A 19827-nucleotide genomic window follows, 5' to 3' on the forward strand; every position below is an offset into this window, starting at 1 on the left:
GGCCTCACGAGACAGGGGAGCACGCGCCGCGTGCTGAGAGTGCGGAACAGCCGCAGACCCTATGAACCTGCTCCGGTTAGCACCGGCGAAGGGAGTCGGAATGAGACGTGTCCGTGTGCTGGTGCCTGCGCTGGTGCCCGCCCTCGCGCTGGTCGTGACGGGCTGCTCGACGGTCGGCAACGACAGCGGCGGTGCCGGTGGCGGTGGCGGTGGCGGTGGCGACGACGAGGCGGCCGCCTCCAGCGAGGTCGTGCTGGTCACCCACGACTCGTTCCACCTGCCGAAGAAGCTGGTGAGGCAGTTCGAGGAGGAGTCCGGCTACGAGCTCGTGCCCCGGGCGTCCGGCGACGCGGGGACGCTCACCAACAAGCTGGTGCTCACGAAGTCCAACCCGCTCGGCGACGTCGCCTTCGGCATCGACAACACCTTCGCCTCGCGGGCGCTCGAGGAGGGGGTGTTCGCGCCGTACGACGCGAACCTGCCCGCGGGCGCCGAGGAGTACCTCCTCCCCGGTGACGACGACGGCGCCCTCACCCCGGTCGACAACGCGAGCGTCTGCGTGAACGTCGACGACACCTGGTTCGCCGACCACGACCTCGAGCCGCCCACGTCGCTCGACGACCTCGTCGACCCGGCGTACCGCGACCTCTTCGTCACCCCGGGCGCCGCCACGAGCTCGCCGGGCATGGCGTTCCTGCTCGCCACGATCGCGGCGTACGGCGAGGACGGCTGGCAGGACTGGTGGACCGACCTGATGGCCAACGGCGCGAAGCTCACCGACGGGTGGTCGGACGCCTACCAGGTCGACTTCACCCAGGGCGGCGGGAAGGGCGACCGCCCGATCGTGCTGTCCTACGACTCCTCGCCGGCGTTCACCGTCGCCGACGGCCGGACCACGACGAGCGCGCTGCTCGACACCTGCTTCCGCCAGGTCGAGTACGCCGGCGTGCTCGACGGCGCCGAGAACCCCGCCGGCGCCGAGGCGCTGGTGGACTTCCTGGTCTCGCCGGAGGTGCAGGCGGCGCTGCCGGAGAGCATGTACGTGTTCCCGGTCGACCCGTCCGTCGAGCTGCCCGCCGAGTGGGCGGAGTTCGCCGAGCAGCCGACCGACCCGCTGGAGGTCGACCCGGCCGACATCGACGAGAACCGCGACGCGTGGCTGCGCGACTGGAGCGACCTCACCTCGCGGTGAGCGACCCCGGATGAGGCGAGTGCTCGCCCTGGCCGGCCTGGCGGCGGTGCCGCTGGCCGTCCTCGGCGTGTTCTTCGTGCTGCCGGTCGCGGGCATGGTCGGCGAGGGCTTCTTCGTCGACGGCGTGCTGGACCCCGGGGCGGTCGCCGAGGTGCTCGCCCGGCCGCGCGTGCACCGCGTCGTCTGGTTCACCCTCTGGTCGTCCCTGCTGGGGACCGCGTTCTCGCTCCTGCTCGGCGTCCCCGCCGCGCACCTGCTGCACCGCCGGGCCTTCCCGGGACGGCGGGTGCTGCGGGCCCTCCTGCTGGTGCCGTTCGTGCTGCCGACCGTCGTGGTCGGCGTCGCGTTCCGCGAGCTCATCGGTGAGGCCGGGCCGCTCGGCTTCCTCGGCCTCGACGGGTCGGCCGCGGCGATCGTCGCGGGACTGGTGTTCTTCAACGTCGCCGTGGTGATCCGTGCGGTCGGTGCGGCGTGGGAGTCGCTCGACCCGCGGCCCGCCGAGGCCGCGGCGGCGCTGGGCGCGAGTCCGGCCCACGTGCTCCGGACCGTGACCCTGCCGATGCTGCGGCCGGCGATCGTCTCGGCGGCGAGCGTGGTGTTCCTGTTCTGCGCGACCGCCTTCGGCGTCGTGCTGACGCTCGGCGGGCTGCGGTACTCCTCGGTGGAGACCGAGATCTACCTGCTCACCACCAACCTGCTCGACCTCCAGGCGGCCGCGGCGCTCTCGATCGTGCAGCTGCTGGCGATCACCGCGCTCCTCGTCGTCGCGAGCCGGCTCCGCGCCGTACCGGACCCGAGCCTGGCGCGCACCACCGCCGCCCCGTCCCGGGTCTCGCGGGGTGACTGGCCCGGCGTGCTGGCGGTGGTGCTGGTCATCGTGCTCGTCGGCCTGCCGATCGCCGCGCTCGTCACCGGCTCGCTCCAGGTGGGCGACGGCTGGAGCGTCGGGAACTACCGGGCGCTCGACACCGAGGGCTCGCGCCAGGCCCTGCTCGTGCCGGTGACGACCGCGCTCGTGACGTCGCTGCGCACCGCGGTCGACGCGACGTGGATGTCGCTCTCGCTCGGCCTGCTCGTCGCGGTGGTCGTGACCCGGCGCTCGCGCACGCGGTCCGAGCGACGCGCCCGCGGTCTGCTGGACGGCCTGTTCATGCTGCCGCTCGGCGTGTCCGCGGTGACGCTCGGCTTCGGGTTCCTCATCACGCTCGACGAGCCGCCGCTCGACCTGCGCGACTCGCCCCTGCTGGTGCCCATCGCCCAGGCCCTGGTGGCCCTCCCGCTCGTCGTGCGCACGCTCGCGCCGGTGCTCGGTGGCGTCGACGACCGGCAGCGGCAGGCCGCCGCGTCGCTCGGTGCCGGACCGCTGCGCACCTTCGTCACCGTCGACCTGCCGGTGATGTGGAAGCCGCTGCTCGCGGCCGCCGGTTTCGCGTTCGCGGTGTCGCTGGGCGAGTTCGGCGCGACGTCGTTCCTCGCGCGCGACGACAACCCGACGATGCCGGTCGTGATCTTCCACCTGATCGGGCACCCGGGGGCGATGAACTACGGCATGGCCCTCGCCGCGGCCGTCGTGCTCGCCGGCACGACCGCCCTCGTCGTGCTGTTGGTGGAGCGGCTGCGCGTCCCGTCGGTGGGGTCGTTCTGATGCTGAGCCTGGATCGGGTCACGGTGGAGTACGACGGCGTCCCGGCCGTCGCCGACGCCTCGCTCACCCTCGAGGACGGCCACGTGCTCGCCGTGCTCGGGCCCAGCGGCTCGGGCAAGTCGACGCTGCTGCGCGCGGTCGCGGGGCTCGAGCCGCCCGCGGCCGGGTCGATCCGCTGGGACGGCGCCGACCTGTCCGGCGTACCCACCCACAAGCGGGGGTTCGCGCTGATGTTCCAGGACGGCCAGCTGTTCGGGCACCTGACCGTCGCGCGCAACGTGGCCTACGCGCTGCGGATCCGGCGCACCCCGAATGCGGACGCCCGGGTGCGCGAGCTGCTGGCGCTCGTCGGGCTGGAGGGGTACGGCGACCGACTGCCCGCGACCCTGTCCGGCGGCGAGCGGCAGCGGGTCGCCCTCGCCCGGTCGCTCGCGGTGCAGCCCCGGCTGCTGCTGCTCGACGAACCGCTCTCCGCGCTGGACGCCGGGCTGCGGGAGCGCCTGGCGACCGACCTGCGCGACATCCTCCGTGAGGCGGGCACCACCGCGCTGATGGTCACCCACGACCAGGAGGAGGCGTTCGCGGTCGCGGACCGGCTCGCGGTGATGCGAGCCGGCCGGGTCGTCCAGCAGGGCGACATCGCCGAGGTGTGGCGCGCCCCGGCCGACGCCGAGACCGCGCTCTTCCTCGGGTACGCGCGCGTGCTGGCCGGCGCCGCGGCCGGCGTCCTGCTGCGGGCGGTCGGGCTGCCGGACGCGCCCATGGTCGCCGTACGCCGTTCCGCCCTGGTCGTCGCGTCCTCCGGCCCGTTGACGGGGACCGTGCTCTCCGGGCGGGCGACGCCCGAGCAGATCCGGCTGGTCGTGGACGTGGACGGGATCGGCGAGGTGGACGCCGTCGCGCGGCTCGACGCGCATCCCGCACCCGGCGAGCGGGTGGCGATCGTGGTGGACGCCTCACGGTTGGCGGTGCCTCCGGCCGCGGGCTGAGTCCCTAGACTGGCGGGCGTGTATCGCCGCGCCTACGTCCTCCTCGTGGTGAACGCGGCAGTCATGCTCGTGTGGGCCGCGATCACCGCGAGGCACCTCGACCGCCCGCTGATCGACCCCGAGGGCAGCTTCCTCGGACCGTCGTGGCTGCGGCTCCCGATCCTCTGCATCGGTGCGCTCTTCCTCGACCTGGTGCCCCGCGCGGTGTGGCTCTCGCGCGGCCGGGTGCGGCAGTGGCCCGGGCTGATCCGCGAGCGGTGGGACCAGCACTGGTCCCGGGAGCGCCTGCTGCTGGTGGTCCTGGGCATCGTCTCCTTCTACGTGATCTACGTCTGCTACCGGAACCTGAAGTCGTTCCTGCCGCTGGTCAGCGGCCGGATGTACGACCGTGAGCTGCACATGCTCGACCGGGTGCTGTTCTTCGGCCGCGAGCCCGGCCCGGTCATGCACGACGTGCTGGGCACCACGGTCGTCGCGCACTTCCTGTCGGCCTTCTACCTGCTGTTCATCCCGATGGTCGCGATCCTGGTGACCGTCTGGTTGGTGTGGTCGCGCAACCTGTCCTACGGCTGGTGGTTCGTCACCTCCCAGGGCATCGCCTGGACGCTGGGCACCATCTCCTACTACGCGCTGCCGACCCTCGGCCCCGGCCTCGAGTACGGCTGGCTCTACGAGAGCCTCGCCCACACCGGCACCACCGACCTGATGAACTCCCTGGTCAATGCCCGGCAGGGCGTGCTGTGGAGCGACGGCCAGGCGCAGACCGTGGCCGGCTTCGCCAGCCTGCACACCGGGATCTCGCTGCTGTGGGCGCTGATGGTGCAGTACACCGTCCGCAGCAAGTGGCTCCGGATCCTCTTCTGGATCAACTTCGGCCTCACCGTCGTCGCCACCCTCTACTTCGGCTGGCACTACATCGCCGACGACATCGCCGGCATCACCATCGCCTTCGTCTCCTTCTACGTCGGTGCGATCGCGAGCGGCCAGAAGTTCGACAAGGGCGGGCTCGGCTCGCACCCGACGACGACGACCTCCAAGGTGCCGGTCGAGCGCTGACGGCCGGATAGTCCCTGCCGAAATCGGGGTCCCGCCCGGCGTGTCGACCCCCCTTTCGGCAGGGACTACCCCAGCCGCGCCCAAGTTACATCGATGTAGTTCGTCAAGCCGACTCGCCGGCATCCTCAGAAAAAGTTGAGCAAAATGTTTCTTTTGTGACGAAAGTTGTCTAGCGTTCCCCGAGTGCCGCATGGGGCGGCAGTTGAGTGAGGGGGCGGCACGGTGCGCGCGTACGGAGTGGCCACGGCGTTGGTCCTGACCCTCGTCGCCGGCGGTGTCGCGAGCGGCGTGGCCGTCGCGGACGACGACACGGTGCCCTCGCGGCAGGACGTCCGCGACGCGCGGTCGGCCGTCCGGGAGGCTGCCGACACGGTCGCCGGCGTGCGCGCCCAGCTCGTCGTCGCCAACCAGCGTCTCGAGCAGTCCGCGGTCGCCGCCGCGCAGGCCGCGGAGGCGTGGAACGGCGCCCGCTGGCGCGCCGCCCAGGCCCGCGAGGCCGCCCGTGAGGCCCGCGCCCACTCGCGCATCGCGGCGACCGACGTACGCCGCCAGCAGCAGGCGTACGGCGACGCGCTCGTCGCCAGCTACCAGATGGCGCCCGAGCTCACGGCCCTCGCCGCGATCGTCGACGCCGACGGCATCGGCGCCGTGGTCGACCAGACCACGTCGCTGCAGAACGCCGAGCGCGCGATGGACGCCACCTACCAGGGCTTCCGCGCCGCGGCGACGCTCGCCGAGGTCGCGACCGACCAGGCCGAGGAGGCCGAGGTCGACGCGCTCGACGCCGCCGCCGAGGCGAAGGAGGCCCAGGCCGCCGCGCAGGCCGCCGCCGACGCCGCGGCCGCCGACGCCGCCGCGATCGCCCAGGAGAAGGACGCGCTCATCGCCCGGCTCGCCGAGCTCTCGGGCGTCAGCGTCGACCTCGCCCGCGAGCGGCAGTCCGCGCTCGAGGCCGAGGCCGCCGCCGCGGCCGCCGAGGCGGCCCAGGCCCAGCAGGCCCAGCAGGACGAGCCGACCCCTACGCCCGCCCCGCAGCCGCCGGACCCCGAGCCCGAGCCCGAGCCCACGCCGCCCCCCGCCCCGCAGCCACCCGCACCGGCCGGCGGTGCGTCCGCGGCGATCGCCTTCGCCCGCGCGCAGCTCGGCGAGCCGTACCGCTGGGGTGCGGCCGGCCCGAGCGCCTGGGACTGCTCCGGCCTGACCGCGGGCGCGTGGAACGCCGGCGGCAAGTACCTGCCGCACTACTCGGTCGCGCAGTACCAGCAGTCCACGCCGATCTCGGCCGGCCAGCTCCAGCCCGGCGACCTGGTGTTCTGGGGCTCGTCGAGCGACCCGTCGTCGATCTACCACGTGGCGCTCTACACGGGGAACGGCACGATCATCCACGCCCCGCGGACCGGCAAGCCGGTGACCGAGGAGTCCATGTACTACTGGATCCCGCCGAACTTCTACGCCCGTCCCTGACGCCTCCCGAGCGGTCCAGATCACCGCTTGGAACCGGACCCGGCTGGGTAATTCGAAGGCATGGCCCCCGACACCACGCCGGACGTCGACGTCGCGGCGCTGACCGTCCTGCTCGACGGCAAGTACGCCGACGTCCGCGACCTGGTCCGCACGAACCTGGCCAAGTACAGCCAGATCCTCGACGAGGCCGAGGAGTTGTCGATCGACGACTTCCGCGAGCGCGTCAAGGAGGTCGTGGTCGAGATGGCCGCGACCGGCCAGACCGGGATGGGCTTCCCGGAGGAGTACGGCGGCGGCGGCGACATCGGAGCCTCGATCGCCGCGTTCGAGACCCTCGCGTACGGCGACCTCTCGGTGCTGGTCAAGGTCGGCGTGCAGTTCGGCCTGTTCGGCGGCGCCATCCTCCAGCTCGGCTCGAAGCACCACCACGACGCCTACCTCGCGGACCTCGTCACCGGCAAGGTCATGGGCTGCTTCGCGATGACCGAGACCGGCCACGGGTCGAACGTCCAGGCGCTCGGCACGGTCGCGAGCTACGACCCGGAGGCGCAGGAGTTCGTGATCACCACGACCTCGGAGCTCGCGCGCAAGGACTACATCGGCAACGCCGCGAAGCACGCCGAGCTCGCGGTCGTGTTCGCCCAGCTCGAGGTCGGCGGGACCTCGGAGGGCGTGCACGCGTTCGTGGTCCCGATCCGCGTCGACGGCGAGCCGGCCCCCGGCGTACGCATCGAGGACGACGGCCGCAAGATGGGCCTCAACGGCGTCGACAACGGCCGGATCTGGTTCGACGGCGTGCGGGTGCCGCGCACGGCGCTGCTCAACCGCTTCGCCGACGTGACCCCCGACGGCGTCTACGAGAGCCCGATCGAGAACCCCAACCGACGGTTCTTCACGATGCTCGGCACGCTCGTCCAGGGCCGCGTGTGCGTCGGCGGTGCCGGCATCAACGCCGCCAAGGTCGCGCTCGCGATCGCGGTCAGGTACGCCGTGCGGCGGCGTCAGTTCGAAGCCACCTCGGACGCGCAGGAGGAGCTGCTGCTCGACTACGGCCTGCACCAGCGCCGACTGCTGCCGCTGGTCGCGCGGACCTACGCGCTGCACTTCGCGCAGGAGGTCGTCGCCGGACAGCTGCACGACGTGTTCTCGGGCATCGCCGACGACGAGCACGCCCGGCGCGAGCTCGAGTCACGCGCCGCCGGCACCAAGGCGCTCGGCACCTGGCACGCGACCCGCACCATCCAGGAGTGCCGCGAGGCGTGCGGTGGCGCGGGCTACCTCTCCGTCAACCGGTTCGCGGCGCTCAAGGCCGACAGCGACATCTTCACGACGTTCGAGGGCGACAACCACGTGCTGCTCCAGCTCGTGGCCAAGGGCCTGCTGACCGACTACGCCAGCGAGTTCGAGGACATGGACCAGCTCGGCATGGTCCGCTTCGTCACCAACCTCGCCGTCGAGACCGTCATCGAGAAGACCTCGGCCCACAAGCTGCTCGAGCGGGTCCGCGACCTGCTCCCCGGCGGCGACCAGTGGGACCAGGAGGCCGGGCTGCTCGACTCGGAGTACCAGCTCGCGATGCTCCGCTTCCGCGAGGAGCACATGCTCGCCAGCGTCGCGCGGCGCCTCAAGCGCGGCATGGACCAGAAGATGAACCCGGGCACGGTGTTCTCCCAGGTCCAGGACCACGTCGTGGCCGCCGCCAACGCCCACGTCGAGCGCCTGGTGCTGGAGGCCTTCGTCGCCAAGGTGCGGGCGCTGCCGGACGACAGCCCCGGCAAGCCCAGCAACAAGGCGGCGCTCGGCCTGCTCTGCGACCTGTTCGCGCTCTCGACCATCGAGGCCGACCGGGCGTGGTTCATGGAGCACGGCCGGCTCACGGTGCAGCGCTCGAAGGCGATCAGCCGCGAGGTCAACAACCTCTGCCGCAAGGTCCGCCCCATCGCCGTACCGCTCGTCGACGCGTGGGCGGTGCCGCCGGAGATGCTGCGGTCGCCGGACCTGGTGGGCTGAGTGGTGGCGATCCCGGTCAACCGGGTATCGCCACCACCGCCGCCGAAGGTCAGTGACCCTCGGTCGTGAACCGCTTGAAGGAGTTCTCGACCTCGGCCTCGGCCTCGGTGCGCCCGACCCACTCGGCGCCCTCGACGGACTTGCCGGGCTCGAGGTCCTTGTAGACCTCGAAGAAGTGCTGGATCTCCAGGCGGTCGAACTTGGAGACGTGCGAGATGTCGCGCAGGTGCTCCAGGCGCGGGTCGGTCGCGGGGACGCAGAGGACCTTGTCGTCGCCGCCGGCCTCGTCGGTCATGCGGAACATGCCGATCGCGCGGCATCGGATCAGGCAGCCGGGGAACGTCGGCTCCTGGAGGATCACCATCGCGTCGAGCGGGTCGCCGTCGAGGCCGAGGGTGTTCTCGATGTAGCCGTAGTCGGCCGGGTACTGCGTGGAGGTGAAGAGCGTCCGGTCGAGCCGGATCCGGCCGGACTCGTGGTCGACCTCGTACTTGTTCCGCTGGCCCTTGGGGATCTCCACCAGCACGTCGAACTCGAGCACGTCTTCCTCCGGCATCTCGTCTACACGACCGTCGTCTCCTGGACCCGACGGGCGGGACCTGGTCCAGTCTCGCGCACAATGTGCCCAATCGTGGAGTCGGCAAGGGGTTCGAAGTGGGCAGACGTGACGCACGCCACTGGCGGCCCGTCCGGCTGCGTGTCTGGCTGCCCGTGGCGCTGGTGCTCGGCGTCCTCGCCGCGGCCGGCGTCGTCCTCTACGTCGACCCGCCGGAGCCCGAGCCGGACACCCCGGCCGCCGTCCCCCCGCCCGAGGGCCTCGACCTCCCGGCCCTCGCCGCACCGGCGCCGGTCGCCGAGGTCGCGGCGGGCGCCGCGGACCCCGCGAAGGTACGCCGCGCGATCGCCTCGTTCCTCGACGACGCCGACCTCGGACCGCACGTCCTGGCCACGGTCGCGGGGGTCGACGGGACACTCCTCTACTCGGCGGGCACCGGCACGGCCGTCCCCGCGTCCACGCTCAAGCTGCTCACCGCCACCGCCGCTCTCGAGGTGCTCGGGCCGGACCACACGTTCGCGACCCGGGTGGTCGCCGACGGCCCGCGCGGGGTGGTGCTCGTCGGCGGTGGCGACCCCCTGCTGACCGAGGACGACCTCACGACCCTCGCCCGGCAGACCGCCCGCGCGGTCGACGCCCGGGTCCGCGTCTCCTACGACACCGGCCTGTTCTCGGGCCCGGAGGTCAACCCGCACTGGCCGGCCAGCTACGTCGCCGACGAGGTCGTCGCGCCCATCCAGCCGCTCTGGGTCGACGGGGGCCGCGACGAGAGCGGCTACGGCCGCGTCGACGACCCCGCGCTGGCCGCCGCCACCGCGTTCGCGGGCGCCCTCGCGCAGGCGGGCGTCCGCACCGCCGGCGTACCCCGCGAGCGCCCGGCGCCCGCGGCCGCCGAGCTGCTCGCCGAGGTCGAGAGCGAGCCCCTGTCGCAGATCGTCGAGCACACGCTGGAGACCAGCGACAACGAGGCGTCCGAGGTGCTCGCCCACCAGGTCGGGCTGGCGGTCAGCGGCACGGCGTCGTTCGCCGCCGGCACGAAGGCCGTCCTCGCGACCCTGGAGGCGCTCGGCGTCCCGGTCGACGACGCCGAGGTGTACGACGGCAGCGGGCTCAGCCGCGACAACGCCGTCGACCCCGCCACCCTCACCGGGGTCCTCGAGGTCGCGGCCGCGGCCGAGCACCCGGCGCTCCGGTCGGTCGTGACCGGGTTGCCCGTCGCGGGCTTCACCGGCTCGCTCTCCGAGCGGTTCGGCGAGGACTCCGGGCGCGGCTTCGTCCGCGCCAAGACCGGCACGCTCTCCGGGGTCAGTGGGCTGGCCGGCACCGTCACCGACCGCACCGGGGTCCCCCTGGTGTTCGCCGTCCTCGCCGACGACATCGCGCTGGTCGACACCCTCGACGCGCGCGCCGCGCTCGACGACCTGGCCAGCGCGCTCGCCGCCTGCCGTTGCGGGGCCACGGGTACGGTCGCTCCATGACGTCGGGCGCCACGAGCATGGTCGACTGGGACCTCGCGATCTCGCTGGGCTCGCGCCTGGCCGGCGAGGGCCCGCAGATCTCGCGCGGCGAGGCCGCCGCCGTGGTCGACGAGCTCCGCGCCGGAGCCGAGCGCTCGACGCCGCTGGTGCGGGAGTTCACCGGCCTCCAGGCGGGGGAGCGCACGGCACCCGTGCTGGTGGTCGACCGTCCCGGGTGGATCGCCGCCAACGCCGACGGGTTCGCGACCGTGCTCGCCCCCGTCGTGGACAAGCTCACCGAGAAGAAGGGCCCCCCGACCGGCTGGCAGCTCGCCGTCGGCCGGCGCGTGACCGGCGCGGAGGTGGGCGGCCTGCTCGGCTTCCTCTCCGGCAAGGTGCTCGGCCAGTTCGACCCGTTCCACGGGCCGGCGGGGCGGCTGCTGCTGGTCGCCCCGAACGTCGTCCACGTCGAGCGCGAGCTCGAGGTCGACCCCTCCGACTTCCGCCTCTGGGTGTGCCTCCACGAGGAGACCCACCGCGTGCAGTTCACCGCGACGCCGTGGCTCACCGGCCACCTCCTCGGTGAGATGCACGCGATCGCGGACAGCCTCGACGCCTCCGGGCTGCTCGAGGACGGCGTCAGCCGGGTGCTCGACGCCGTCCGCAACCCCCACGGCAGCATCATCGAGGCGCTCAGCTCTCCGGAGCAGAGGGCGATCGTCGACCGGGTCACCGGCGTCATGTCCCTGCTCGAGGGCCACGCCGACGTGGTCATGGACGGCGTCGGCCCGACCGTGATCCCGACCGTCAAGGACATCCGGAGGCGCTTCGACAAGCGCCGCAAGGGTGCCGGCTCGCTGGACCGCATCCTGCGGCGGCTGCTGGGCCTCGACGCGAAGATGGCGCAGTACCGCGACGGCGCGAAGTTCGTCCGCGCGGTCGTGGACAAGGCCGGCATGGCCCAGTTCAACGCGGTGTGGGAGCGCCCCGAGAACCTCCCGTCCAAGGCCGAGATCGCCGACCCCCAGGCCTGGATCGCCCGAGTGCTGTGACGCTGCACCCGGCCGTCGCGGCCGTCCGCCTCGCCGTACGACGCTCGCTCGCCTCCGTCGAGCCCGGCCGGACCGTGGTCGTCGCCTGCTCCGGTGGAGCGGACTCGCTCGCGCTCCTCGCCGCCACGGTCTTCGAGGCGCGCAAGGCGGGCGTGCGGGTCGTCGGCGCGACCGTCGACCACGGCCTCCAGGAGGGCTCGGCCGCGCAGGCCGCCCGGGTGGTCGAGCAGATGGCCGCCCTCGGTGCCGACGAGACGCTGGCGGCCACGGTCCGCGTGGAGGGCGAGGGCATGGGCCCCGAGGCCGCCGCCCGCCAGGCGCGGTACGCCGTGCTCGAGGAGGTCGGCGAGCGCGTCGAGGCGGCCGCGGTGCTGCTCGGGCACACCCGGGACGACCAGGCCGAGACCGTGCTGCTCGGGCTCGCCCGCGGCTCCGGGGGCCGATCGCTCGCGGGCATGCGCCGCTCCTTCGGCCGGTTCGCCCGGCCGCTGCTCGACGTCTCCCGCGACGACACCGTGACCGCCTGCCAGGTCGAGGGCATCGACTACTGGGACGACCCGCACAACGCCGACCCGGGCTTCGCCCGGGTGCGGGTGCGCCGCACCGTGCTGCCGGTCCTGGAGGAGCAGCTCGGGCCGGGCATCGCCGGGACCCTGGCCCGCACCGCCGACCAGCTCCGCGACGACATGGACCTCCTCGACGACGTCGCGGAGGCGGCGTACGCCGAGCTGGCGGACCTCCCGGTCGACGGGCTGCTCGCCCAGCCGGCCTCGCTGCGGCGGCGGGTGCTGCGCCTCGCCGCGGTCGCGGCCGGCTGCCCGCCCTCGGAGCTGTTCCACGAGCACGTGCTGGCCATCGACGCGCTGCTCACCGGCTGGCACGGCCAGAAGTGGGTCGACCTCCCCGGGCACGTGCGGTGCGCCCGCGCGGACGGTCGACTCCATTTTTCGTGAAGTTCGCACGCTCCCGGCCGCCAAGGCTCATACTCGAGTCGTGCTCCCGAGTTCTCGTGCCCGCCTCGCGACCGCCCTCGCGGCGGTGGTCGCGCTCGCCGCCGGCGCCCTCGCCGTCCAGCAGATGCTGCCCGCCGCCGCCGCGCCCTCGGTCTCCGCGGTCGCGCCCACCGCTGCGCCCGCGGCCAACCTGGTCCAGGGCGTCGTCGTCGACCAGGCCGGCCGACCCGTCGACGGCGTCGAGGTCGGTGCGTTCGACGCGCAGGGCGACCGGGTGGCCTCGGACGAGACCTACGCCAGCACCTGGCCGGACGGCGAGCAGCACGGCTACTTCTTCGTCGAGGTGCCGCGCGGCACCCACACGATCAAGCTGATGAAGACCGGCTACAGGACCGTCGAGTACGACGCCGGCCAGATCACCAAGCGCCGCAAGAAGATCAGCATGGGCGAGATCGAGATCCAGAAGATCGCCGCGCCGACCACGACCACGGCGACCCCGGGGAGGTCGACGATCACGACCAAGGAGGCCGGCTCGGTGTCGGTCACGGTCAACGGCGAGGGCAAGGTCACCGGCGAGGTGGAGGTCCGCGAGGGCAGGAAGGTCGTCGGCACGGCCATCATCGGCAGGAAGGCCACCGTCACCCTCACGCTGGACAGGCTCCCGAAGGGCGACCACGTCCTGGCGGCGTACTTCCTGGGCACGGTCGACCACAAGGCGTCGAGCTCGAAGCACTTCACCCTCCACGTCACGAAGCCGAGGCGCTGATCTAGTCTCTGCGCCATGGACTCGTCCCACGTGGAGAACGACCTCGTCAACGTCCTCTTCACCGAGGAGCAGATCCAGGGGCGGCTCCGCGAGCTCGCCGCCGAGATCGAGGCCGACTACGCCGGCAAGGACCTCCTCATCGTCGGCATCCTGCGTGGTGCGGTGATGGTGATGGCGGACCTGGCGCGCAGCTTCAGCCGGCACCTGGAGATGGACTGGATGGCGGTGTCGTCCTACGGCTCCGGCACCAAGTCCAGCGGCGTCGTCCGGATCCTCAAGGACCTCGACACCGACATCTCGGGCCGCCACGTGGTCATCGTCGACGAGATCATCGACACCGGTCTCACGCTGTCCTGGCTCACGTCGAACCTGACCTCGCGCAACCCGGCGAGCGTCGAGATCTGCACGCTGCTGCGCAAGCCCGAGGCCCTCACGATGCCGGTGGACGTGAAGTACGTCGGCTGGGACATCCCCAACGAGTTCGTCGTCGGCTACGGCCTCGACTACCGCGAGCGCTACCGCAACCTGCGCGACATCGGCACCCTCGCACCGCACGTCTACTCCTGACGGGCGCCGCCCCCCCTTGCTCAAGCGGCGCAATTGCGCCGTCCGGGCAACCGGAACGCGCCGCCCGTTGCTCAAGCGGCGCAATTGCGCCGTCTGGGCAACGAGTTCGTCGTCGCCGATGGCCTCGACCACCCCGAGCGCTAACCGCAACCTGCGCGACATCGGCACCCTCGCGCCGCACGTCTGCTCCGGACGGCGGGCGCGGAGGACCGCTCCTAGGCCCGCCTGCGACAATGGGACGAGTCGACCGGCGCGTGTACCGTCGACCGTTCAGATGAGCTCGTCCGAGAGAAGCCTGTGAAGCGCATATTCAAGGGTCCCTGGCTGTGGATCGTCGTCGCCGTCGTCGGTGTGCTGCTCGCCCTCCAATACCTCGCCCCCAACGGCGGGTACGAGGAGATCGAGTCCTCCGCGATGCAGGAGAACATCGCCAGCGGCGACGTGAAGGACATCACCTTCATCGACGCCGGTGACCAGCAGATCAAGGCCGAGCTCGACAACGGCGACAAGGTCACCGCGTTCTGGCTCGACGGCACCCAGGCCGAGATCAAGGACGAGGTCCAGCGGCAGGTCGAGGCGGGCGACATCGACCAGTACACCGTCGAGGTCCCGAAGCCGAGCCTGCTCGGCTCGATCCTCGCGACGCTGCTGCCGTTCGCGCTGATCATCCTGCTGTTCCTGTTCCTGATGAACCAGGTCCAGGGCGGCGGGGGCCGCGGCGTGATGCAGTTCGCCAAGTCCAAGGCGAAGCTCATCTCCAAGGACATGCCGAAGACGACGTTCTCCGACGTCGCCGGCTGCGACGAGGCCATCGAGGAGCTCGGCGAGATCAAGGAGTTCCTCCAGGAGCCCGCCAAGTTCCAGGCCGTCGGCGCCAAGATCCCCAAGGGCGTCCTGCTCTACGGCCCGCCGGGCACCGGCAAGACCCTGCTGGCGCGCGCCGTCGCCGGCGAGGCGGGCGTGCCGTTCTACTCCATCTCCGGCTCCGACTTCGTCGAGATGTTCGTCGGCGTGGGTGCGTCCCGGGTCCGCGACCTGTTCGAGCAGGCCAAGGAGAACGCCCCGGCCATCGTCTTCATCGACGAGATCGACGCCGTCGGCCGCCACCGCGGCGCCGGCATGGGCGGCGGCCACGACGAGCGCGAGCAGACCCTCAACCAGCTGCTGGTCGAGATGGACGGCTTCGACGTCCGGGGCGGCGTCATCCTGATCGCGGCCACCAACCGGCCCGACGTGCTCGACCCGGCGCTGCTGCGCCCCGGGCGGTTCGACCGCCAGATCCAGGTCGACGCCCCCGACCTGGCCGGCCGCGAGCGGATCCTCCAGGTCCACGCGCGGGGCAAGCCGCTGGCCCAGGACGTCGACCTGCGCAACGTCGCCCGCCGTACGCCGGGCTTCAGCGGTGCCGACCTCGCCAACGTCCTCAACGAGGCCGCGCTGCTCACCGCCCGCGCCAACGAGAAGCTGATCACCCGCTCCGCGATGGACGAGGCGATCGACCGCGTGATCGCCGGCCCGCAGCGCCGCACCCGGTTGATGAGCGAGAAGGAGAAGCTCATCACGGCCTACCACGAGGGCGGCCATGCCCTGGTGGCCGCGGCGCTCCCCGGCACCGACCCGGTCCACAAGATCACGATCCTCCCGCGGGGCCGGGCCCTCGGCTACACGATGGTGCTGCCCGACGAGGACAAGTACTCCCAGACCCGCTCGCAGATGCTCGACTCGCTCGCCTACATGCTCGGCGGCCGGGCAGCTGAGGAGATGGTCTTCCACGACCCGACCACGGGCGCCGGCAACGACATCGAGAAGGCCACCAGCGTGGCCCGCGCGATGGTCACCCAGTACGGCATGACCGAGCGGCTCGGCGCGATCAAGCTCGGCGACTCCAACTCCGAGCCGTTCCTGGGCCGCGACCTCGGCCACGCGCGCAACTACTCCGAGGACGTCGCCGCGATCGTCGACGAGGAGACCAAGAAGCTCCTCGCGACCGCGCACCAGGAGGCGTTCGAGATCCTCGAGGAGAACCGCGACGTCCTCGACGCGCTGGTGCTGGAGCTCTTCGACAAGGAGACCCTCGACAAGGAGCAGGTCGCGCGGATCTTCGAGCCGCTGCGTCGCCGCCCCGAGCGTCCGGCGTGGACCGGCTCCGACCAGCGCGTGCCCTCGACGATCCCGCCGGTCGAGATCCCGCAGTGGATCCGCGACCGGGCCGCGGCCAACGCCGCCGCGAACGGGCAGAACGGCACCCAGGGCCAGGAGGAGAAGGGCGCGGTCCTCACCCCGCCCGGCCCGGGTGGCGACGTCCACGGCGACCCCGGTGTCGAGGGCCCCGGGTCGCGCCCCGAGCCGCCGTCGCCGGGAGCCTGAGCCGGGGATGACCGACCCGATCCGCTACGAGGGGCAGCCGGCCTCCGAGGTGCCGCCGTTCGACCAGGCGCGCGCCGAGGCGGCCGTGCGCGAGCTGCTGATCGCGATCGGGGAGGACCCCGACCGCGAGGGGCTGCGCGACACCCCCGCCCGGGTCGCCCGGGCGTACGCCGAGCTGACCGCCGGCCTGCGGATGGAGGCGACCGACGTCCTCACGACGACGTTCGACCTCGGCCACGACGAGATGGTGCTGGTCCGCGACATCGAGCTGTGGTCGATGTGCGAGCACCACCTGGTGCCGTTCACCGGTGTCGCGCACGTCGGCTACATCCCCGCCGAGAGCGGCAAGATCACGGGGCTGTCCAAGCTGGCCCGGCTGGTCGACGTCTACGCCAAGCGTCCGCAGGTCCAGGAGCGGCTGACCACCCAGGTCGCCGACGCGCTCATGGAGGTCCTCGAGGCCCAGGGCGTGATCGTGGTGATCGAGGCCGAGCACCTCTGCATGACCATGCGCGGGGTGAAGAAGGCCGGCGCCCGCACCATCACGTCCGCGGTCCGCGGCACGATGCGCAGCAACGCCGCCACCCGCGCCGAGGCGATGGCGCTCATCCACCGTCTAGCGGACCACTAGCGTGGAGGCATGCCGGTGCCGCTGCTGATGGGGGTCGTGAACGTCACGCCCGACTCGTTCTCGGACGGCGGGCGCTGGCTCGAGCCCGACGCCGCGATCGCGCACGGTCGCGAGCTGCTCGAGGACGGCGCCGACATCCTCGACATCGGCGGCGAGTCGACCCGCCCCGGCGCGACCCGGCCGCTGGTCGAGGAGGAGCTCGGCCGGGTGGTCCCGGTCATCACCGCGCTCGCCGCCGAGGGGGCGACGGTCTCGGTCGACACCATGCGGGCGGAGGTCGCCGAGGCGGCGCTCGCCGCGGGCGCGACGATCATCAACGACGTGTCCGGCGGCCTCGCCGACCCGGCGATCCTCGACGTGGCCGCAGCCGGCGGGGCGACGTACGTCGCGATGCACTGGCGGGCCCACGCCGACCACATGCGCGACTTCGCCGTGTACGACGGACCGGGCGGGGTCGTCGCGACGGTCCGCGACGAGCTCGCGGCGCGGGTCGAGGCGATCCTCGCGGCGGGCATCGCGCCGGAAAGGGTCGTGCTCGACCCCGGCCTGGGCTTCGCCAAGCGGCAGGAGCACAACTGGGCGCTGCTGCGCGACCTGGGGCCGATCCAGGACCTCGGGTACCCCGTCCTGGTGGGTGCGAGCCGCAAGTCCTTCCTCGGTCAGCTCCTCGCCGACCGGCGCGGGACCGTCCGGCCGGTCGACCAGCGCGAGCACGCGAACGCCGCGCTCACCGTCCACCTCGCCGGCCTCGGCGTGTGGGGGGTGCGGGTGCACGACGTGCGCGCCGCTCGAGACGCGCTGCGCGTCGTCGAGCGCCTGGACGAGGCTGCGATCGAGGAGGCGGGGGAGTGACCGACGAGCTGGCCGTGACCGGCATCGAGTGCTACGGCCACCACGGCGTGTTCGAGTTCGAGAGGCGCGAGGGGCAGGTCTTCGTGATCGACCTCGTCCTCGGCATCGACACGGCCCCCGCGGCGGCCTCCGACGACTTGCAAGACACCGCCGACTACGGAAGTCTCGTGGCCTCGGTGAAAGCCGCCGTGGAGAAGGATCCGGTCGACCTGATCGAGACCCTCGCCCAGCGGATCGCGGACGTCTGCCTCTTGGACGATCGTGTTGAATGGGTGCGGGTGACGGTCCACAAGCCGGACGCGCCCATCGACGCGACGTTCTCGGACGTGGCGCTCACGATCACCCGAAACGCGAGGTCCGCCCGTGACTGAGACCCCCAACCCCAACATCGTCGACACCGACACCCTGACGGGGGAGATGCGTCCCATCCGTCGGGCGGTGCTCGCGCTGGGGTCGAACCTCGGTGAGCGGATGGCCAGCCTCCAGGGCGCGCTGAACGCGATCGCGGACACCCCCGACGTCTGGGTCACCGGCGTCTCGCCGGTCTACGAGACCGAACCGGTCGACTGCCCGCCCGAGGCGAAGACCTTCCTCAACGCCGTCGTGCTCATCGACACCACGCTGGCCGCGAGCCGGCTGATGGACCGCGCGCTGGCCATCGAGGACGCCTTCGCGCGCGAGCGCAGCGACGTCACGAACGCGCCCCGCACGCTCGACGTCGACCTGATCGTCGTGGGCGACCGGCGCAGCGACGAGGAGTCCCTGCGGCTCCCGCACCCGCGGGCGCACGAGCGGGCCTTCGTGCTGCGGCCCTGGGCCGACCTCGAGCCCGACGCCGAGTTCCCGGGCCGCGGCCCGCTGGCCGACCTGCTCGACCAGGTCGACGGGAGCGGCCTGAAGCTGCGCGACGACCTGGTCCTCGAGATCCAGTGACATTCCGGTGAGCGAGCGCCCGTCCGGCGACGAGCCGGGCGGGGGTCGACTGCGACCGACGTCCGCGGCGACCCTCGCGATCTGGGCCGTCGTGGGCCTGGTCGGCGGGTGGCTGCTGCACCCGCTGGCCGAGCGGGTCCGCGGGACGGCGCCGGTCATCACCTGGGCCCAGCCGCTGGCCCTGCTGCTGGTCGCGGCGATCCTCGGCGCCACGGCGTGGCTCACCTGGCGCTCGGTGCACGTCCACCACGAGCGGCTGGAGCCGCACCGCGCGGTCAACCGCCTCGTGCTGGCTCGGTCCTGCGCGCTCGTCGGCGCACTGGTGGCCGGCGGGTACGCCGGGTACGCCTTGAGCTGGCTCGACGTCGACACCGAGCTGGGCGACCAGCGGGTGCTCCGGGCGGCGATCTCCGCCCTGTCCGGTGTGGCCATCATCGCCACGTCGATCGCCCTCGAGCGCGCGTGTCGCGTCAGCTCCGACCAAATCGAGACCTAGGGCAGGACACCCGATCCGGAGCGCCTGCTACGCGAAGCGTCGCATCCAACCTGGCGGCGTTGTCGGCGACTCAACGGGCCTCCGGCCCGCTTTCACACCTCCGCCTTGCCAGTTCGGCGCGACACTCCGCTCGCGACGGCGCCGGATCGAGCGTCCTGACCCTTAACCTGCTGGTATGGCTTCCCCTCAGGCTCCTGCCGGTCGGTCCAGCCGGCGTCGCCAGCGCAGCACCCGGCTGACGGTCGCCGTCGTCCTCCTCGTCGTCGCCGCCGCCCTCGTGGCCGCGGCGATCGCCAGCGCGTCGCTGGTGCTGGTCGCGGTCGCCGCGGCCTCCGCAGTCGTCCTGGGGGCCGCCGCCACCCGGATCACCCACTCCGAGCTCGTCGCCACCCGCCGGGAGGCGGCCCGCGACCGCTCCGAGCAGGCGCAGGCGTACCGCGAGATCACCGCGGCGCGCACCGCCGAGAACCAGGCGTTCGCCGAGACGATGCGCACGCGCATCGCCCGCCACGAGCAGTCGATCCACGAGCTCGAGGACGCCCTGACGGCCGCGCAGCAGCGGGCCGCGGAGGCCACCCGCAAGATGAACGCCGAGGCCCGCCGGGCCGACGCCGCCGAGCGGGCCGGCGAGGTGACCGCGGCCAACCTGGCCGAGGTCGAGCGGCGCGCCGCGGACGCCGTCGTCCGGGTCGCGGAGCTCGAGCACGAGCTGGACGTCGTCCGCGCCGAGCTCGACGTCGTCACCCAGGCCTGGCGCGAGGCCGAGGCCGCGCAGCGCAAGCACGCCTAGGTCGACCTCCGAGACCCTCACCACGTTTTCGGACCCGGCGAGACCGGGAAG

Annotated in this window: 19 protein-coding genes and 1 riboswitch; of the genes, 18 read left to right on the forward strand and 1 reads right to left on the reverse strand. The window is 72.6% G+C overall.

Annotated features, from left to right (window positions below; translation table 11 throughout):
* The first annotated feature begins 3 nt into the window (after positions 1-3).
* Positions 4-111: riboswitch (TPP riboswitch) on the forward strand.
* From ACYQ0U_RS08480 to ACYQ0U_RS08505, 6 genes are all read left to right on the forward strand, one after another.
* The gene (locus tag ACYQ0U_RS08480; protein WP_459971582.1) at positions 101-1192 is read left to right on the forward strand and encodes a thiamine ABC transporter substrate-binding protein; all 1092 of its coding nucleotides are present in this window, start codon (positions 101-103) and stop codon (positions 1190-1192) included. (Overlaps the previous riboswitch by 11 nt.)
* Positions 1193-1202: 10 nt before the next feature.
* Entirely contained in the window at positions 1203-2837 is a 1635-nt protein-coding gene (locus ACYQ0U_RS08485) for an ABC transporter permease (protein ID WP_459971584.1), read from the forward strand.
* Positions 2837-3826: an ABC transporter ATP-binding protein gene (locus ACYQ0U_RS08490; protein WP_459971586.1), complete on the forward strand. Its 990-nt coding sequence runs from the start codon at positions 2837-2839 to the stop codon at positions 3824-3826. Before ACYQ0U_RS08485 ends, ACYQ0U_RS08490 begins: the two co-directional genes overlap by 1 nt.
* Before the next feature lie 18 nt (positions 3827-3844).
* Entirely contained in the window at positions 3845-4882 is a 1038-nt protein-coding gene (locus ACYQ0U_RS08495) for a phosphatase PAP2 family protein (protein WP_459971588.1), read from the forward strand.
* 222 nt (positions 4883-5104) lie between these two features.
* Positions 5105-6346 carry a C40 family peptidase gene (locus ACYQ0U_RS08500; protein ID WP_459971590.1) on the forward strand — a complete coding sequence of 414 codons (1242 nt, stop codon included), beginning with the start codon at positions 5105-5107 and terminating at the stop codon, positions 6344-6346.
* Between the two features lie 60 nt (positions 6347-6406).
* Complete coding sequence (locus ACYQ0U_RS08505; protein WP_459971592.1) at positions 6407-8356, forward strand: acyl-CoA dehydrogenase family protein; 1950 nt, start codon at positions 6407-6409, stop codon at positions 8354-8356.
* A 49-nt stretch (positions 8357-8405) separates the two neighbouring features.
* Here ACYQ0U_RS08505 and ACYQ0U_RS08510 read toward each other — a convergent pair whose 3' ends face one another.
* Complete coding sequence (locus tag ACYQ0U_RS08510) at positions 8406-8912, reverse strand: inorganic diphosphatase (protein ID WP_459971594.1); 507 nt, start codon at positions 8910-8912, stop codon at positions 8406-8408.
* Between the two features lie 98 nt (positions 8913-9010).
* Here ACYQ0U_RS08510 and dacB point away from each other — a divergent pair, with 98 nt between their 5' ends.
* The 12 genes from dacB to ACYQ0U_RS08570 all read left to right on the forward strand — a co-directional run bounded on the left by dacB (position 9011) and on the right by ACYQ0U_RS08570 (position 19776).
* Positions 9011-10390 carry a D-alanyl-D-alanine carboxypeptidase/D-alanyl-D-alanine endopeptidase gene (gene dacB / locus ACYQ0U_RS08515; protein ID WP_459971596.1) on the forward strand — a complete coding sequence of 460 codons (1380 nt, stop codon included), beginning with the start codon at positions 9011-9013 and terminating at the stop codon, positions 10388-10390.
* On the forward strand, positions 10387-11421 hold the full coding sequence (locus ACYQ0U_RS08520) for a zinc-dependent metalloprotease (protein WP_459971598.1): 1035 nt from the start codon (positions 10387-10389) through the stop codon (positions 11419-11421). Before dacB ends, ACYQ0U_RS08520 begins: the two co-directional genes overlap by 4 nt.
* Entirely contained in the window at positions 11418-12374 is a 957-nt protein-coding gene (gene tilS / locus ACYQ0U_RS08525) for a tRNA lysidine(34) synthetase TilS (protein ID WP_459971601.1), read from the forward strand. Before ACYQ0U_RS08520 ends, tilS begins: the two co-directional genes overlap by 4 nt.
* A gap of 40 nt (positions 12375-12414) precedes the next feature.
* Positions 12415-13140, forward strand: a complete 726-nt coding sequence (locus ACYQ0U_RS08530; RefSeq protein WP_459971603.1) for an Ig-like domain repeat protein — start codon at positions 12415-12417, stop codon at positions 13138-13140.
* Positions 13141-13155: 15 nt separating this feature from the next.
* Positions 13156-13707, forward strand: a complete 552-nt coding sequence (hpt, locus tag ACYQ0U_RS08535) for a hypoxanthine phosphoribosyltransferase (RefSeq protein ID WP_459971605.1) — start codon at positions 13156-13158, stop codon at positions 13705-13707.
* A 297-nt stretch (positions 13708-14004) separates the two neighbouring features.
* Entirely contained in the window at positions 14005-16074 is a 2070-nt protein-coding gene (gene ftsH, locus ACYQ0U_RS08540; protein ID WP_459971607.1) for an ATP-dependent zinc metalloprotease FtsH, read from the forward strand.
* Positions 16075-16081: 7 nt separating this feature from the next.
* Positions 16082-16705, forward strand: a complete 624-nt coding sequence (gene folE / locus ACYQ0U_RS08545; RefSeq protein WP_459971609.1) for a GTP cyclohydrolase I FolE — start codon at positions 16082-16084, stop codon at positions 16703-16705.
* Between the two features lie 9 nt (positions 16706-16714).
* Positions 16715-17557 (forward strand): dihydropteroate synthase, encoded by an 843-nt coding sequence (gene folP / locus ACYQ0U_RS08550; protein WP_459971611.1) that lies wholly within the window; start codon positions 16715-16717, stop codon positions 17555-17557.
* Positions 17554-17928 (forward strand): dihydroneopterin aldolase, encoded by a 375-nt coding sequence (folB, locus tag ACYQ0U_RS08555; RefSeq protein ID WP_459971613.1) that lies wholly within the window; start codon positions 17554-17556, stop codon positions 17926-17928. The genes folP and folB overlap by 4 nt, the downstream gene beginning before the upstream one ends.
* On the forward strand, positions 17921-18490 hold the full coding sequence (gene folK / locus ACYQ0U_RS08560) for a 2-amino-4-hydroxy-6-hydroxymethyldihydropteridine diphosphokinase (RefSeq protein ID WP_459971615.1): 570 nt from the start codon (positions 17921-17923) through the stop codon (positions 18488-18490). Before folB ends, folK begins: the two co-directional genes overlap by 8 nt.
* Before the next feature lie 7 nt (positions 18491-18497).
* On the forward strand, positions 18498-18986 hold the full coding sequence (locus ACYQ0U_RS08565) for a DUF3180 domain-containing protein (protein WP_459971617.1): 489 nt from the start codon (positions 18498-18500) through the stop codon (positions 18984-18986).
* A 175-nt stretch (positions 18987-19161) separates the two neighbouring features.
* Positions 19162-19776 (forward strand): hypothetical protein, encoded by a 615-nt coding sequence (locus ACYQ0U_RS08570; protein ID WP_459971619.1) that lies wholly within the window; start codon positions 19162-19164, stop codon positions 19774-19776.
* Positions 19777-19827 lie beyond the last annotated feature (51 nt).

The organism is Nocardioides pyridinolyticus (assembly GCF_054653575.1).

Excerpts from the sequence above, each read along its gene's own strand:
- ACYQ0U_RS08480 (WP_459971582.1), top strand. The coding sequence starts at position 101 with ATGAGACGTGTCCGTGTGCTGGTGCCTGCGCTGGTGCCCGCCCTCGCG.
- ACYQ0U_RS08485 (WP_459971584.1), top strand. The coding sequence starts at position 1,203 with ATGAGGCGAGTGCTCGCCCTGGCCGGCCTGGCGGCGGTGCCGCTGGCC.
- ACYQ0U_RS08490 (WP_459971586.1), top strand. The coding sequence starts at position 2,837 with ATGCTGAGCCTGGATCGGGTCACGGTGGAGTACGACGGCGTCCCGGCC.
- ACYQ0U_RS08505 (WP_459971592.1), top strand. The coding sequence starts at position 6,407 with ATGGCCCCCGACACCACGCCGGACGTCGACGTCGCGGCGCTGACCGTC.
- ACYQ0U_RS08510 (WP_459971594.1), bottom strand. The coding sequence starts at position 8,912 with ATGCCGGAGGAAGACGTGCTCGAGTTCGACGTGCTGGTGGAGATCCCC.
- ACYQ0U_RS08520 (WP_459971598.1), top strand. The coding sequence starts at position 10,387 with ATGACGTCGGGCGCCACGAGCATGGTCGACTGGGACCTCGCGATCTCG.
- hpt (WP_459971605.1), top strand. The coding sequence starts at position 13,156 with ATGGACTCGTCCCACGTGGAGAACGACCTCGTCAACGTCCTCTTCACC.
- folE (WP_459971609.1), top strand. The coding sequence starts at position 16,082 with ATGACCGACCCGATCCGCTACGAGGGGCAGCCGGCCTCCGAGGTGCCG.
- folP (WP_459971611.1), top strand. The coding sequence starts at position 16,715 with ATGCCGGTGCCGCTGCTGATGGGGGTCGTGAACGTCACGCCCGACTCG.
- ACYQ0U_RS08570 (WP_459971619.1), top strand. The coding sequence starts at position 19,162 with ATGGCTTCCCCTCAGGCTCCTGCCGGTCGGTCCAGCCGGCGTCGCCAG.